We start from the raw sequence: 15,427 nt of genomic DNA on the forward strand, positions 1-15,427 counted from the left end.
TTTCAAAATTTTGTCGTTTTTTAAGGTCTTAAATGAAATCGTATCGAAAAGAGTTATGGTTCCACGTACCCGAACGTATGGGATTTATTAATATCACCGAACAAGTACGTGAATGTCTAAAGGAAAGTCGCATTCAAGAAGGATTTGTTCTAGTCAATGCAATGCATATTACCGCATCGGTTTTTATTAATGATGATGAGGAAGGTTTACACCAAGATTTCAAAAAATGGTTAGAACAAATGGCTCCGCATGAGCCCATATCGCATTATCAACATAATAATACTGGAGAAGATAATGGAGATGCTCATATCAAAAGACAAATAATGGGCCGAGAAGTTGTAGTCGCGATTACGGAAGGAGCGCTTGATTTTGGACCTTGGGAACAAATTTTTTATGGTGAATTCGATGGATGTCGGGATAAAAGAGTCCTCATAAAAATTATTGGTGAATAAGGGGATCTATTTGTTAATTCATCCTCACTACTTACGTGTCGCAAACACTTCGTGGGCACGTAGGTGGAGAGGCGTTGCACTCACCTCAAAAGGTAGAACTGCTCCAAGTCGTAACAGCAATTTTATCTTATTTTCAATAAGTTGACTTAAAGTAATAATTCGCGAGTTCCTTTTAATATCAGCATGTTTGTTTTAATTTAGGCCAAAAACAGCAAAATAATCACATTAAATCAACAGGCATTCGCAATTGTCTATGATTGCCTGAAATTTCTGTGTATTATCACCGGCAATTTGTGTTTATTTTAATAAAAGGGGAGTTTTATGAAGCATCTTGTTAATAATATGCTGCGCACAAAAAATATGGTGGAATTGTTACATGCTATGGGTGTTCATTTGGATGACACTAAAGTGGTATGTCATGATGAGCGCGTTGTTTTTCACTCTAAAACAACAAAAGAAAATGAAAGTCTTGGGGCGGAGCTGCAAGAACTTTTACAACAAAATACTGTAAAACCCGCCCTAAAAAAAGTAACTATGGCAGAGTTGCTGACTGATGAGATAACTCAAGCAACCTGTGTTGACAGTGTCACTGCTGATACCCACAAAAAATCCTGCCTTGCCGTATTAAATGTTTTACAACTTACCGGGCTCGATTTCACCATCGATGAACAACAGGAATACTTGAGTATTCAATTACCGTCTTTTGCCTTTGCCCCATTATTTAATTCACTGAATTATAAAAACATGAGTATTGAAGGTGAGAAGATAAAATTCAACGTCAAAGCGTTTCTAAAAAATCACCCGCAAGAACTCATTTTGCTTGATGGAAAATCACCTTTGCTTCTGGCTCACTCAAAGTCATTTGAAGATAAAAAAGTTTTTTATGCACAAAAGCAAGTTAGCGAAGATACGCTTGAAGTAACTCCTTACTTTTTCGTTCCCGAAGCATTAACACCTCCCACTTATCATTTTATTCTAGATACTAGCTTCAGTATGGAGGGAGAGCGGTTAACGAAATTGAAAAAGAGTGTCATTGAATTTGCTGATGCTTTATTTAAATTTCAGCCCGACGCAGTCATTAATCTCATTGAGTTTAATATCAACACGACGAACGTGGGCATGGGTAGCTACCAAACTAAAGATATGGTTAAATTGTCTGATGATGTCAAAAGTTTACGTGCTCGAGGAGAGACTCGTCTTTTTGGTACCATCGCCGATCAATTATCGATGCTTATGAAATCAACTCAACACAATAATGTTCTATTATTTACTGATGGTGAGAATACCGTAGGCACTTACGACATAATGATGGAACATGTTGAAAGCTCTATTGATCTCTTAAAAAAGACTTCACCCCTTGTTCCTATTCGCAATAAATTTTTTATCCTGAGTTATGGTGTGAACCAACCTCAGATCATACATACAGTCGCTGAACTATTTGGCTCACTTGTTCTGCAGACAGATGATGTTGATTTTGTTGAGGCTTTAGACAAAAAAGAGAAACTTCAGGAATGGGCAGCGGCTCGAGAATTATTTAACTGTCGTATGGAAGTGGTTGACAATACCAGTCTTGATGCGAAAGCAGATGAATATGTTTGTTCTTATGATCTTTCCGGCCAATTTGTTGCATTAAAGCCAAAACAATATCAAAACAACGAAATGTTACATTTAACAATCACCGATAGTCAGGGTAAAACACTACTGGATGATAAAAAAATGTTTGCAAATAAACCAATGGAGACCTCTCTATTGCCAGGTACTGCAAAAACCGCAACTCATGTTGGTGTATTTAAATTCCAGCCAAATAAAACCAAAGAAGAAGAGACTTTTACAACAACACCACCATTTAATTTATAATGTGTCTCCTGACTGCAAGCAACTGTCTTGAGCACATTTCTACCCTCGCCCCGCGTCTTGTCTGTGGGGTCTAGGGGCTTAGCACAGCTCTCCTGGATCTCGCGGTAAAGCCGCGGGACGTCAGAGAATAGAGCTAAACAGGTTTTTCAGAAATGTGTATAAGATTCTGTTGCAAGCACCTGGATACGAAAAAATTCTCGATTTACAGATTGAAACCATAAGGTCTCGTGAATTAAAAAAATCGTCTTGGAACATGCAATGGAATACGTCAAAATGAATGCTTTATCTCGAGTTACTCAAAAAGCGATGCAGCAAGGATATTTAATTGAGCGCTAAGAACTTAACAAATGATGATTTTTTTGGAAAAACGATAATTTATCGCACGCATGATTCCTGGGGCAATATTTTCGTCGTTGATAGAGGAAATATTAGAGCGCTAAATTTCGATCCAGTTTATGATCAGAGCGGTATTTATATACAATTCCCTCATATTCCCGTGCATGAATACACTCGTGTGATGTTGTTAGTTCTTGCATTCGTCAATCCAAGCCACATCACTTTATTAGGCCTTGGTGGAGGAAGTTTGATTCATTGCCTTAACTTTCTTTTACCTGAATGCTCGCTTTTTTGTATTGAACTACGCGAAAAAGTATATGATGTAGCAACGAATTTTTTTCAATTACCAGAAAGCCCAAACATCGAAATATTAATTGCAGACGCCCAAACTGCAATCAAATTTCAAAAAAGTAACAACACGCAAGTCATTTTCTCTGACATATACCTCGATTATGGGATGGATTCATTTCAAATCCAACAACAGTTTATCGAACAAGCTTATCGAGTATTGGATGATACAGGTTGGCTGGTTATCAATTTCCATGAACTTCCTGAGTTGGATTCCGCTTTTATACAATACATGCAAGCTCATTTTGCTGAATTATTTATCTGCCCTACAGTGAGCGATAATTATATTTTATTTGCCAACAAGTCCCTTGTAGATTTGCATCTAGATCACTACCAAACCATCCTTACTCAACTAGAAAATAAACTCAACATCAAGTTAATTCGCTTATTTAAAAAAGTAAAACGTTATAAAAGTGAATAGCCGGGGACGACTATTCATTAAATCGAATATTACTTCAATCGCAAAACTGCTTTACAATATAAAGAAACTAACTAAAAGAGTGCTTGTCACTCGTACTATAGAATACGACGATGCCAAAAATATTCTTCTCATCCATTGTACTCATCACCTCCTGTTTATTAACCGGATGCTGGTCTGTACAAAAAGGCCAAAAATCCGGGGTAATTGTTAAAGTTGCCAAAGAAGGTAGGTTTTGGGGCACCTATGAAGGAGAAATGATCCTGGGTGGTTTAGAAAATGCCAGCGGGGCAAGCGGACGTGCTTTTCATTTCACTCTAGGCCAATTCAAATCCGAGCTGGTTGAGCAAGCCGATTTTGCCATGCAAAATAACAAACATGTAATCATTAGCTATCATTGTGATGCCTTTACTCTCCCATGGAGTGGTGAGACTAAATGTTTTGTAAGCAAAATTGATGTATTGCCAGAGAAATAAATTGGCAGCACCCTCTTATAGGAAAAATCAATTCAGTCTCTTTCAAAGAGTTCATGTTCATTTTAAGAAATGTCTTACAAAAGTTTAAGCAAGTAGACTAATGACCTTTTAGAGGATTTTGCTATGCTTAATAGAACGAGGAAACAAACAGTGGATGTTTTAAAAGGAATTTAGAGCGGCATGGACGCTGCAACACCACACGGAAGTGGTAGCTCCTCCTCGTTACCCATCATACCCTACTAAATCATTTTTTAACTTCTCGATTAAAAACCCTACTTCTGAATGCTTAAATAATTTTGAACATTACAATAGAGAGCAAGTCTTTATGTTGTAGGTCTTGGTGCTTGTTGTTCCTCAATTTTTTTCACAGCATCTTTAACAATTTGATTAATTGCTTTCACCGAAGATGTGGTAATCCATTTTTCCAAACCAACTTTATGAGCTATTCTTGTGAACTCTCCTTGACCAGCAGCAAGGGTTTTATATGCATCAGATTTTTTATATTCTTTTAAATATTTCTTAATATCCTGTTCCGAGGAAAATTCTTCAATTTTAGATTTAAAATCCGATAAAATACGAGTCTTTAATGCATCCCCTTTTGCATCTTGATATTTCTGCTTGAATTCCACTGAAGTGTTTTTAACAGTATCTGTCGTAACCTCATATTGATGATCTCTTGGATTTTCCAGGTCCGCAGGACTATAAATCGTTTTAATATATATTGCTTTTAGTGACTCTTTAAGCTCTTGAACATTTGGGCACGATCTTTTTGACATATGTTCAGCAGCATCATTTTCGTTCATCGCCTGCATCTTGGTCAACTCCTGTAAATGGGTAACTGCTGTTTTATGCGGCTCCCGCAATTCTTGGATTTGTTCTGCACTCATTTCCTGTGCCGTTGACACCTTAATTCCAAGCTTATCTTCAATTATCCTTTCGTATTCAGTTTTTAAACTTGATAGTTCAACTTTGGTCTTATTGAGTTTATCGAGAAATGGCTCCAAAGTTTTTATTTTTTCTAGTTCTTCTTTGATAACGGGAATATTTTGGTAGGTCGATTGTTTAGACATAAAAAATTTAGCAGCGTCTCCTTCCGTTTCGAGCATCTCTTGAATCTTAATTAACTCATGTAAATTAGTAACCGCTGTTTTATGCGGCTCCCTCAATTCTTGGATTTGTTTTGCACTCATTTCATGTGCCGTTGACACCTTAATTCCAAGCTTATCGTTAATTACATTCTCATATTCAGTTTTTAAACTTGATAGTTCGGCTTTTGTTTTACCAAGATTATCCAAAAACGGCTTCAAACTTCTTATCTTTTCGAGTCCCTCTTTAATTTGTGGGATATTCTGGGCAGACGACTTTTTTGACATTAAAAACTCAGCCGTTTGCAAACCTGCTCCAAGACTTTCCTGGCTTTGTGTTTTTATCAATTCCTGAATATCATTCAGCTGTTGTAAATTAATAACTGCTGTTTTTTGCGGCTCACCCAGTTCATTCCTTTGTTTATAACTCATAGTAATAACCGTTGCCACATTCATATTGAGGTCTTCGATCACCTTCTCACATTCTGCTCTTAGTTTTGCTATTTCGTCATTTATCGCATCAAGATTTGGCGCAACCTCTTCAAAGGGCAATATTTTGCCTTTGGATACCACAAAACGATTTGGTTTATCATCAAGTTCGTCAAACTCTTGTAAATTCAGATAGTTGTCGTCAAAATAATCTTCTTCGACTTCAACTCCATCTTGAGTCAACTCCTTTCGCAAGTCTCTTAATTGGTGTTCCTTATTAACCGGATATCCCTCTGGATCCGTTGTTTTATATTCAGGATGTTTTTTTTGATAATCAACTATGGCTAATTTTTCCTTTTTAATCTCCTGCTCTAGTGTAGCTTTTTTTCGCTCTATTTCTTCTAGTTCTTTTTCCGAAAGTAAACGCTGTTTAATAACGCTTATTTCTTGTTTTAATTTACTGACTTCAGATTTTTGGGCAGTTGCTAACTCACGGCCCAGTTGTTCTATTTGCTGTAGGTTCGCTTGATGTGAGCGAAGTTTCGCCATATTCCTTGCATTTTCAAGGATTAAATCCTCAACGGGTTTTAATTCATCAAAATAGGCTAATGGTTTAACCAACATAAAATCAACAGAAGTAGATACTTTAACAGGTCTACCCAGTGCCTCGGAAAGGTGTGTCACAGCATCTTCAGTAGTTTTAAGTTCATTACCTGCCATAATTTGATTGGGGATGTTCAAGGACTGAACAAACTTACTTCGTTGAGTAAATAGAATAATCTCATCATAATCGCCCTCGCGCAGTAGTTTGACGAGATCAAGATTGAGTTTACCATTTATTAAAAGACATCCGTCAATATCAACAAGTGCTACTTTTTTTTTCTTGCGAGCCTCCAGGCTTTCCGGGCCCTCAAATTTATCTTCACTCATTTTTTGCCTTAAAAAATGTTATTGAATCATACAGTGTTAATTGGTGTTATCACCTCATTTAAGTGTATATTATTACAACCATGTGTTCAATTTTGATCCCTTTATATGCCATGTAATTGCAGCAAGACATACGGAGCATTATTAATAGTTCTCAATTAAGATGGTTAAATCTTTCTGATAATCAACCTAAAATAATAGAAGTAACAAATATATGTGGGTTTTGGTTTATAATATTGTAATAAGAACATTTGAACTCTATGAGGGATATTATGATCAAAGGTTCCGAGCTCCTAGTTGCCGCCCTTGAAAACGAGGGTGTCGAACACATTTTTGGTATTCCAGGCGAAGAAAATCTCGATGTTGTGGAGGCACTTCGCAACTCTTCCATCAAACTCGTACTTACCCGACACGAACAAGCGGCAGCTTTTATGGCAGCAACCTATGGGCGATTAACCGGAAAACCCGGAGTGTGTATGACTACCCTTGGCCCCGGGGCACTAAATCTCACTACCGGAGCAGCTTATGCCCTTCTAGGTGAAATGCCCATGATCATGATCACCGGACAAAAGGGAATCCTATCCTCACACCAAGCCCGATTTCAGATGGTGAATACGATAGCGACCATGCAACCCTTGACTAAAATGTCGCGTCAAATTATATCGCCGTCGATGATCCCCACTATTGTGCGCGAAGCGTTTCATCTTGCTCAAGCAGAAACACCGGGACCCGTGCATTTAGAACTTCCTGAAGACATTGCTGCAGAACGAACCAAAAAAGTTGCACTCATTCCCCCACACCCTATTGAATATCCCGTAGCCAGCGAAGCAGCCCTAAATCGCGCCGCAGAAATGATTATACAAGCCAAGCGACCACTCGTGATGCTCGGTGCGGCAGCCTCACGTCCCAGAGCAACCAACGCGCTTGCCCAATTTATTTTGCGAACAAAACTTCCTTATTTCACCACCCAGATGGGGAAGGGAACCGTTTCTGGGGCAACCGAACTTTATATGGGGACCGCAGCCCTTTCAGCACGGGATTATGTTCATGAAGCAATCGAACAAGCGGATCTCATTATTACCATTGGCCATAGTACTGTAGAAAAACCTCCCTTTATCATGGAAACCAGTCATCTTAAGGTCATTCATGTTGGATACCTATCAGCTACCGTGGAACAAATTTATTTTCCTCAAGCAGAAGTGTTAGGTGATATGGGGCCTTCATTAAATTTGCTTGCGGACAAACTCGAAGGCAAACTTCCACATGCAACTGCACTTTTACATTTACGCGAAGGTATTTTGAGCAAAATCGCTGCGCGAGCTACTGAAGATCGCTTTACTCCACAACGCATGGTGTATGACGTACGACAAGTCATGCCACATGATGGAATTCTCGCTTTGGATAATGGGATGTATAAAATCTGGTTTGCCCGCAATTATCGGACGCAAATGGCAAACACTCTCCTTCTTGATAATGCACTAGCAACTATGGGAGCTGGGCTGCCATCCGCAATTATGGCCTCACTTTTATATCCTAACCGTCGGGTGATGGCTGTGTGCGGCGATGGAGGTTTTATGATGAATAGCCAAGAGTTAGAAACTGCGGTCCGGCTTAAATTAAACCTGGTGGTGCTGGTGATTGAAGATCATGCATTTGGCATGATCCGTTGGAAACAGGCCGTGGATCACTTCCCTGATTTTGGCATGACCTTCACGAATCCAGATTTAATCAAATATGCTGAGGCATATGGAGCGCATGGAACCCGAGTGGAAAAAATTGAAGACTTTCAATCCATTCTGGAAAATGCCTTCACTGCTGGCGGAGTACAGCTTGTTATTTTCCCAATCGATTACTCAGAAAATAAACGTGTCCTGGTCGATGAATTACAACAACGTCTGCCACCAGCACCAGCGAAATAAGGATCATCATGAGAAAAACACTCCGCGTGGTACAAGCATTTGATCGGGTCTTAATCAAAGAAATTCCCGTCGATGATGAGCCAGCGCTGAAAGCAAAGCTTGGGACTGCTGCATCAACCCTAAAAAATCGCAAAAATTGGCTTAAACCCTATGAGCGCATGGCGATTTTAAAACGCGCGGCCCAATTATTAACCTCTGAACAGGAGCGCTTTGCAAAACTCATTGCGCAAGAAGGTGGGAAACCTTTTACTGACGCAGCAATTGAAGTGACACGTGCCATAGATGGCTTAAACGATGCCGCAGAAGAATTGCGCCATTTCGCAGGCAAAGAAATTCCTATGGGACTTACCGCTGCAAGTGAGCATCGATGGGCGTTCACAATTAAAGAACCCATTGGGGTCGTAGCGGCTATTTCTGCGTTTAACCATCCTCTAAATCTTATTGTGCATCAAGTTGCTCCAGCAATCGCGGTGGGATGCCCGGTCATTATTAAGCCTGCTTCCACAACACCCTTGTGTTGCTTAGAACTTATCAACTTATTACGACAAGCAGGACTTCCAGAAGCATGGTGTCAAACCCTAATTACAGAGGACAATGCTCTTGCAGAACAACTTGCAACCGATGAGCGGATTGCGTTCTTAAGCTTTATTGGCTCCGCCAAAGTCGGTTGGAGTTTACGCAGCAAACTGTCACCTGGAACTCGTTGTGCCTTAGAGCATGGCGGTGCAGCGCCAGTAATTGTCGATCGCAGCGCGGACATTCAGAAAACCACCCAATCGCTTGTCAAAGGTGGGTATTACCATGCTGGACAAGTATGTGTTTCAGTGCAGCGCATTTTTGTCCATAAAGACATTATCACAACATTTATGGATGAATTCGTGAAACGGGTTAACTCATTGCACGTTGGGGATCCACTCCTAAAGGAAACAGAGGTGGGGCCATTGATTCTCCCACGCGAAACAGAACGTGTCATGTCTTGGATTGATGAAGCAGTTGCTAAAGGAGCAAAACTATTTGGTGGGGGCCGACTTTCTGAAACCACCTTACTTCCAGCCGTATTACTCAATCCACCCGCTGATGCTAAAGTGTCCCAATTGGAAATTTTTGGTCCGGTAACCTGTGTTTATGAATATGAACAACTCGATGAGGCAATTCGTATTGCAAACTCCCTCCCCGTTGCCTTTCAATCCAGCATATTTTCTGAGGATATAGAGCCTGCACTAAAAGCAGCAGAATACCTTGAGGCCTCTACAGTGCTCATAAATGATCATACCGCCTTTCGCGCCGATTGGATGCCATTTGCAGGATTAAAACAATCAGGTTACGGCATCGGAGGGATACCATGGACAATGAAGGATATGTCCAAGGAAAAAATGATTGTTTTAAAAAAGAATTGAACATGATGCAAACCAAGGAAATCTGGTTGCTTACAGTCGGTGCATTCCCATCTTGATTTTTGTAGGTCAAATTTAAATTATCGGCACCATCAGGCTATACTTAAAATAACGTGTTGAAAAAATTTTGATAAATGGCACCAATTCTAGTTTTACAACATTCACCTTATGAACCCTTAGGTATCATTATTAGTACCTTAAAGAGTTCGGATTTGCGGGTTCGCTATGTCAATTTTGCTAAAGAGCCCCATCAGCGATTAGACATGAATTGTTATCATGGTATTGTTGTACTTGGTGGAATGATGCATCCCAGCGAGATTGATCTATATCCCCACTTAACTCACGAAATCGAATTATTGCAAGTAGCGATTGCCAAAGAAATACCCATTTTAGGTATTTGCTTAGGTTCACAATTGTTGAATATCGCCCTAGGTGGAAATTGTTATGCTTTAGACAAACCTGAATTTGGATGGGTAAGGGTCGACAAGCGTGGTGAACATGACTTATTTGGAGCTTTTACTCAGCCCATACATGTTTTTCAATGGCATCAATTTGCAAGCCAAACAGCCCCAGGTGTTGAGGTTCTTTTGGAAAATACTCAATGCGTACAAGCTTTTTGTTATCATCAAAATAGCATAGGGATACAATTTCATTTGGAAGTCGATCCCCATTTGATTCAACGCTGGCTAGAGCATCCAGACTATTTAGAGCATTTGCTCCGTCATCTACAGCCCGAAGATATTAGTGCCATTCGCGCAGAAACCCCACTCCATTTACCTCAGTCAATGACCATAGCACAACATTTTTTTACTAACTTCTGCAGTTTATTTAATAAGAAAACTGATATCTTATCGCTGAAAAGAACTCGGAGAGATTTCTTTTAATTGTTGGTACGAGACACCTCTAGCTTAAGCAAACCCTATTACCAAGACACCGATGAAGATTAAAAGTCCCCCAAGGATCACAGAAAAATTCACATGCACTTGATTAAATAAAAACCAAGTAAAAATAATGGTAAATATAGGATAAGTTAATTCAACGATACCAGCAATTGTAGCGTTTTTAAGGGTAATGGACGTAGCGATAAAATAACTGGCGATGAGTACAATTGCAATCTCAGCTCCAGTTAATAAGAGGAGACTTGAGTCTGTTGTTAGTATTTGAATGTCTCTTTTCATCGTGGTAAAAAAAGAAATACCAGTAAATAATATCGCTCCAATTGTCATTTCTAATGCCAATAAGGTAATAGGTGAAATACTATTTAGTATTTTTTCAGCTAAAGCATAGTTAAATCCCCATAAGATGGCGGCAAAGATAGCAAAAGTGAACCACATGATGTACTCCTGGAAACAGATTTTCTTTTTTGATTTGTTTCGATTTTGAAATAGATCTGGTTTTCTGAAACAACCTGGAACTCCAAAACCAGATGACCATTATAACATCAAATAGGTAAAAAATCAATCACTTATGAATGAGGTAATGCCAAAAAAACGCTCAAGTCCTCTGATTTTTTGAAGAATTTTTGGAGTGACTCTTTTGTCTTACACCATCTCAACAGATAAAAATTAACTATTTGTTTTCACATGCTCGTGCATTTGCAAATGTTAGGACATACTCTATATTAGGAGCTGTATTTATCACTAACCTGCGATAGGCAAAGAGAGGAAAATGAATAATCGAAATTTCAATTTAATCTTTGATTTTGATGGTACATTAGCAGATAGTTTTCCCATTGCTATTGAGAAATTGACCCTCTTGGCAAATGAACTTAACCTACGCAAAATAGATCCTTCAGAACTAGAAATATTAAGGAATTTAACATCAAAAGAACTCATCCGTTATCTAAAAATTCCATTTTATAAACTGCCTCATATAATGCATCGAGCAAGAGAGCATATGAAAAAGGAAATTCCCATCCTATCTACCTTTATCGAGCTGCCCGAAGTACTTGGTGAATTGAAAGATTTAGATTGCACCTTAGGAATAGTAACATCGAATTCATTAGCAAATGTTTCAACCTGGCTTGAACAACATCAAATGCAAAATATATTTAATTTTATTCACGCAGAATCAAGTTATTTTGGTAAACGATATTTATTAAAAAAAGCAATTAAATCATACTCCATGAACTTAGATGATACTTTTTATATAGGAGATGAAACACGCGACATTGAAGCAGCTAAAAAATGTCATATCCAATCTATCGCGGTCACCTGGGGATTTAATTCAGAATCATTACTGACTCGTTACAATCCAACCCATATTGCGAGAAATCCCCAAAATATATTAACTATTGTGAAAGAGTTGTTTTAATTAATGTTAACCGTTTCCAGCTCATACAATTAACTCGTACAATTTAAAATGAAAGTAACACCATTTTTGAGTCATGTTGCAAATTCTTCAACTCTAAAAAAGCATCAGAAAATTGTTTCGCAACCACATGATTAGGATGCAGGCTCACACAAAACTGGACCTTTTTAAACCAAGATGAATTTGTTAATGTGTGGATTTCTTTGCGCGACGATTCAAGAATTTGATACAACTTACTGTTATTGGGGCCAACGAAAAAGGGTACCCTCGTACTGATTCCATATTCACGGGTTATAGCTCTTTGAATTTCATCTATCCTTTGCTGGCAATGAAACAATTTTGCCAACGGCTGGGTTAAGGAACTCATTTCTTCTTCTAGTTTCTTTAACTCCCCCACTTGCTTAGGACGTCTTCGAGTGAGTAAGGAGTAATTCTCAACCTTCTTCAGCAAACTGTTCAGCATACCCTCAAAATTATAAACTGAAATGACGTTTGGTTTATCACGTGCGACCTCATTAAGAAAAGTATCTGCCCCACACACCACTAATCGTCGCCATTCACTGCTTACATTAAAAAGTGAACTCCAATCTCTAATAGGAAGAAATGTAAGAAGCTCGCATTTTAGCTCTTCGGGTAATATATGAATAAACGGGGTTATCTTTGTGAGAACTTCAGGAATATTAGAATCATCAAAACTTTTATTTTGAATCAGCTGAATACTTAAGAATGGATTTTGAGCAATTTGCTTAAGTATAATATCTTTCAAGCTTTTTGGAGAACTTTTTCCCTCTTCTGAGGTCTCTACTGATGCAACTATCGCTCCGGATAACTCATCTCCTACACAACTACTTTTTTTATTTTTAGTATCCCGCGAATGACCAGGCATTTTATTTAACCACTTAGTAAATAAGAAAGGCAGTGTACAACATTTTATAAAAGCGCAAAACTCTATTTCTAAACTGTACTAAGTCACTAGACCCGCGGATAAGCCGCGGCGCGTAGGCAGATCTAAGCAGAAAATAGGTTGCAAACATCAATGCTCTATTTCAAAGCCAGAAATGTGGAGCATGATTGTGTTATTTTGGTCTAAATGTTAAATTATTGTCCTTTTGATAGAATGACCTCATTTTCGACCCCTCAATGAGCACATGCGAATTAATAAATTATACCGATTGGGTAAATCACATTTGTAACGATCTATTTAAAGTTACAGGTATTAATCATTTCAGTTATGTCGAAATAAATAATCAAGGTAATTTGATTTGGTTGGGAAGCGACAGCAATTATTTGGAAGAATGCGTTAACCAACAATTGGTTAATAACGCACCTACCAGTATTTTAAAAACTTATCCTAAAAAAGGATTTTATCTTATTGATGTATATCAAGATGAGTACAAACAATATAGTCTTCCTGTATTTCAATTACTAAATCATTTCGATTATGGACATTCTTTTCGTATATTAGAAATTACAGATCCTTGCACCATTAAATTGTATTCATTTGATGCTCCCCTTGGAAAGCAGGATATAAACCAGGTTTATTTAAATAACCTCCATATTTTTAAAAAGTTTAATCTCTATTTTGAAAACCAAATTGCATTCATTCGTAATAAAATAAATCTAAACCCCCTTCCAGAAGATCAATTTTCTGAATTTACCAATTTATGGGATTTAACATTTAGACAAAATAATTTTATAGAGCAAACGCTACCTGCCACTTTTTATTCGTTAGAATCTAAAATTCAAATTACGCCACGTGAAAAAGAGGTATTATTTTGGTATATCAAAGGAAAAACATCTGATGAAACGGCACAACTATTGAATGTATCCAGACGAACTATTGAACGACATTTTGAAAACTTACGCGAGAAATTTGGTTGTTTTTCTAAAAGCCAAATCGCTTTAAAATTAATGGATTGAATTGCCTCTTCCGCGTCACCCCTACTAAAAAAACACAAGCGATTGGGTAATATTACACATGTGACAACCCTTCAAAATGTATTATATTTGGGCCAACAATTAATTTATTAGGTATTTAGAAGAAAATATGAACTCACGCGTTACGTACTTTCAAGAACAAATAAAATTTATTCACGCTGTTTACTTACTATTAGCACATTCCTACAATTATTTAGGCCGATTTGATCTGGAAGGCCCTGATGAGTCTAATGGAGCGAGTCAATTATTAAAAATTAAACAGGCATTGGATGAGCATGCAGGACTGGAGAGCAATTTACAAGAAATGCTTAACGCGCTAAAGCAAAAAAAAGACGACAAATCAGCCTTTAATTCCCAGGGCGCTCAAATAGGAATGCACGTAGAAAAACTACTTGCTAACATCATTGATCTGAGCTGCCCTGCTTCATCCCAAACGGCGCTTAAGAAACAATATAGTATGCTTCTGGCAAAAACATTTAGCGCCCTGCAGGCTCAAGAAAAATCGTTTCTGACGCAATTTACTTCACCTTTTACTGACTTGCTTGCTATCAAACAATTTAAAGTGGGATTAAAAAAATACATTGCTGAATTGACTACCGCCATTCAACAAAAGCAAAAAGTCATTGAACGCAACTTGCCTCTAAAAAAGCAAAACCAATTAATTACGACCAGGGCTGGCAGTTTCAGTAAACTACCTTGGGAAATTACAGCATGTATTACTTCTTTTCTCAAACCCAAGGATCTATGCAGACTCTCAGAAACAGGACAGTTTTTTAGAAAAATAACCGAGATCCCCAGAGCAACGTGTAAAACTTCTTTTGAGAAAAGTATCCCCCAAATTAATGTTAATCTTATTGGCGATTCAGATATCGGTATTAGAAGCCTCATCTGCCAGCTGGCCGAAAACAAATTTATTGATTCACATACGTTTCAAATTGAGAAGAGTGAGGTTCGGAATGATAAAAAATATGGAACGCTGCGGTTGAATTATCAAAGCCCGTTAATTCAGGGACGCGATTATCCAATGACTCATAACGCGGTGGCTTATTATCAAAGGCAATATCTGGGAGATAAAATTCATCTTCTGTGCTTTGATATCAGTTCTCGCGAGAGTTTTAATAATTTAAAATTCTGGTATCAGGATGTTTTTCGATATAACGAATATAATTCTCGATTCGGGTTTTTATTTGTAGGATTAAAAGGAGATACCAATTCGGAGCGACAAGTAAGCAAGCAAGAGGCACAAGAACTTGCGGGAAGTTTCTATACGGATTATATCGAAACATCCGCGAAAGAAAGAATTGGACTTGATCAATTAAAATCTCTAATTATCGAGACTTATGCGATGAGGCATAAATCAACGTTCGAAAAACAAAAAGAAGAATCCCATCATTCTGCCAAGCCTTAAAATACTGAGAGGGACTCTGTGTCGCGCTTAGACACTGAAATCCCTCATCTTGAGTGGCTTATTTTTTTCATATTTGCACAATAACAGACAAATAGTATATATATTATATAGAACTCAAATAATGATGGCT

Annotated in this window: 13 protein-coding genes; 10 read left to right on the forward strand and 3 right to left on the reverse strand. The window is 38.1% G+C overall.

The annotated features are described in order from the left end of the window. Positions 1-32: 32 nt before the first annotated feature. The 4 genes from ACWTEW_RS32845 to ACWTEW_RS32860 all read left to right on the forward strand — a co-directional run bounded on the left by ACWTEW_RS32845 (position 33) and on the right by ACWTEW_RS32860 (position 3,887). On the forward strand, positions 33-452 hold the full coding sequence (locus ACWTEW_RS32845; RefSeq protein WP_454782177.1) for a secondary thiamine-phosphate synthase enzyme YjbQ: 420 nt from the start codon (positions 33-35) through the stop codon (positions 450-452). A gap of 321 nt (positions 453-773) precedes the next feature. Next, positions 774-2,309 carry a VWA domain-containing protein gene (locus tag ACWTEW_RS32850; RefSeq protein ID WP_454782178.1) on the forward strand — a complete coding sequence of 512 codons (1,536 nt, stop codon included), beginning with the start codon at positions 774-776 and terminating at the stop codon, positions 2,307-2,309. A gap of 325 nt (positions 2,310-2,634) precedes the next feature. Further along, on the forward strand, positions 2,635-3,414 hold the full coding sequence (locus tag ACWTEW_RS32855; RefSeq protein WP_454782179.1) for a polyamine aminopropyltransferase: 780 nt from the start codon (positions 2,635-2,637) through the stop codon (positions 3,412-3,414). A 110-nt stretch (positions 3,415-3,524) separates the two neighbouring features. Beyond that, a complete protein-coding gene (locus ACWTEW_RS32860) occupies positions 3,525-3,887 on the forward strand; it encodes a hypothetical protein (RefSeq protein WP_454782180.1) in 363 nt (120 codons plus the stop codon). A gap of 323 nt (positions 3,888-4,210) precedes the next feature. On the opposite strand, the gene ACWTEW_RS32865 is transcribed toward ACWTEW_RS32860, so the two are convergent. After that, entirely contained in the window at positions 4,211-6,331 is a 2,121-nt protein-coding gene (locus ACWTEW_RS32865) for a hypothetical protein (RefSeq protein ID WP_454782181.1), read from the reverse strand. A 269-nt stretch (positions 6,332-6,600) separates the two neighbouring features. On the opposite strand from ACWTEW_RS32865, the gene ACWTEW_RS32870 reads away from it, so the two are divergent. From ACWTEW_RS32870 to ACWTEW_RS32880, 3 genes are all read left to right on the forward strand, one after another. After that, positions 6,601-8,247, forward strand: a complete 1,647-nt coding sequence (locus ACWTEW_RS32870) for an acetolactate synthase large subunit (RefSeq protein WP_454782182.1) — start codon at positions 6,601-6,603, stop codon at positions 8,245-8,247. A gap of 8 nt (positions 8,248-8,255) precedes the next feature. Then, entirely contained in the window at positions 8,256-9,644 is a 1,389-nt protein-coding gene (locus ACWTEW_RS32875) for an aldehyde dehydrogenase family protein (protein ID WP_454782183.1), read from the forward strand. A gap of 131 nt (positions 9,645-9,775) precedes the next feature. After that, positions 9,776-10,525: a type 1 glutamine amidotransferase gene (locus tag ACWTEW_RS32880; protein ID WP_454782184.1), complete on the forward strand. Its 750-nt coding sequence runs from the start codon at positions 9,776-9,778 to the stop codon at positions 10,523-10,525. Positions 10,526-10,549: 24 nt separating this feature from the next. Here the strand turns inward: ACWTEW_RS32880 and ACWTEW_RS32885 are convergent, their stop codons facing one another. Continuing rightward, the gene (locus ACWTEW_RS32885) at positions 10,550-10,975 is read right to left on the reverse strand and encodes a DMT family transporter (protein WP_454782185.1); all 426 of its coding nucleotides are present in this window, start codon (positions 10,973-10,975) and stop codon (positions 10,550-10,552) included. A gap of 334 nt (positions 10,976-11,309) precedes the next feature. Between ACWTEW_RS32885 and ACWTEW_RS32890 the strand changes: the two genes are divergently transcribed. Beyond that, positions 11,310-11,954 carry an HAD hydrolase-like protein gene (locus ACWTEW_RS32890; RefSeq protein ID WP_454782186.1) on the forward strand — a complete coding sequence of 215 codons (645 nt, stop codon included), beginning with the start codon at positions 11,310-11,312 and terminating at the stop codon, positions 11,952-11,954. A gap of 43 nt (positions 11,955-11,997) precedes the next feature. Here ACWTEW_RS32890 and ACWTEW_RS32895 read toward each other — a convergent pair whose 3' ends face one another. After that, positions 11,998-12,837, reverse strand: a complete 840-nt coding sequence (locus tag ACWTEW_RS32895) for an F-box protein (RefSeq protein WP_454782187.1) — start codon at positions 12,835-12,837, stop codon at positions 11,998-12,000. A 254-nt stretch (positions 12,838-13,091) separates the two neighbouring features. Here ACWTEW_RS32895 and ACWTEW_RS32900 point away from each other — a divergent pair, with 254 nt between their 5' ends. Further along, positions 13,092-13,871, forward strand: a complete 780-nt coding sequence (locus ACWTEW_RS32900; RefSeq protein WP_454782188.1) for a helix-turn-helix transcriptional regulator — start codon at positions 13,092-13,094, stop codon at positions 13,869-13,871. Between the two features lie 127 nt (positions 13,872-13,998). Then, complete coding sequence (locus ACWTEW_RS32905; RefSeq protein WP_454782189.1) at positions 13,999-15,297, forward strand: hypothetical protein; 1,299 nt, start codon at positions 13,999-14,001, stop codon at positions 15,295-15,297. The last annotated feature ends 130 nt before the right edge of the window (positions 15,298-15,427 follow it).

This window comes from Legionella stuttgartensis (assembly GCF_977063405.2).

Coding starts and splice junctions, on each gene's coding strand:
- ACWTEW_RS32845 (WP_454782177.1), top strand. CDS start 33: ATGAAATCGTATCGAAAAGAGTTATGGTTCCACGTACCCGAACGTATG.
- ACWTEW_RS32850 (WP_454782178.1), top strand. CDS start 774: ATGAAGCATCTTGTTAATAATATGCTGCGCACAAAAAATATGGTGGAA.
- ACWTEW_RS32860 (WP_454782180.1), top strand. CDS start 3,525: ATGCCAAAAATATTCTTCTCATCCATTGTACTCATCACCTCCTGTTTA.
- ACWTEW_RS32865 (WP_454782181.1), bottom strand. CDS start 6,331: ATGAGTGAAGATAAATTTGAGGGCCCGGAAAGCCTGGAGGCTCGCAAG.
- ACWTEW_RS32870 (WP_454782182.1), top strand. CDS start 6,601: ATGATCAAAGGTTCCGAGCTCCTAGTTGCCGCCCTTGAAAACGAGGGT.
- ACWTEW_RS32875 (WP_454782183.1), top strand. CDS start 8,256: ATGAGAAAAACACTCCGCGTGGTACAAGCATTTGATCGGGTCTTAATC.
- ACWTEW_RS32880 (WP_454782184.1), top strand. CDS start 9,776: ATGGCACCAATTCTAGTTTTACAACATTCACCTTATGAACCCTTAGGT.
- ACWTEW_RS32885 (WP_454782185.1), bottom strand. CDS start 10,975: ATGTGGTTCACTTTTGCTATCTTTGCCGCCATCTTATGGGGATTTAAC.
- ACWTEW_RS32890 (WP_454782186.1), top strand. CDS start 11,310: ATGAATAATCGAAATTTCAATTTAATCTTTGATTTTGATGGTACATTA.
- ACWTEW_RS32895 (WP_454782187.1), bottom strand. CDS start 12,837: ATGCCTGGTCATTCGCGGGATACTAAAAATAAAAAAAGTAGTTGTGTA.
- ACWTEW_RS32900 (WP_454782188.1), top strand. CDS start 13,092: ATGAGCACATGCGAATTAATAAATTATACCGATTGGGTAAATCACATT.
- ACWTEW_RS32905 (WP_454782189.1), top strand. CDS start 13,999: ATGAACTCACGCGTTACGTACTTTCAAGAACAAATAAAATTTATTCAC.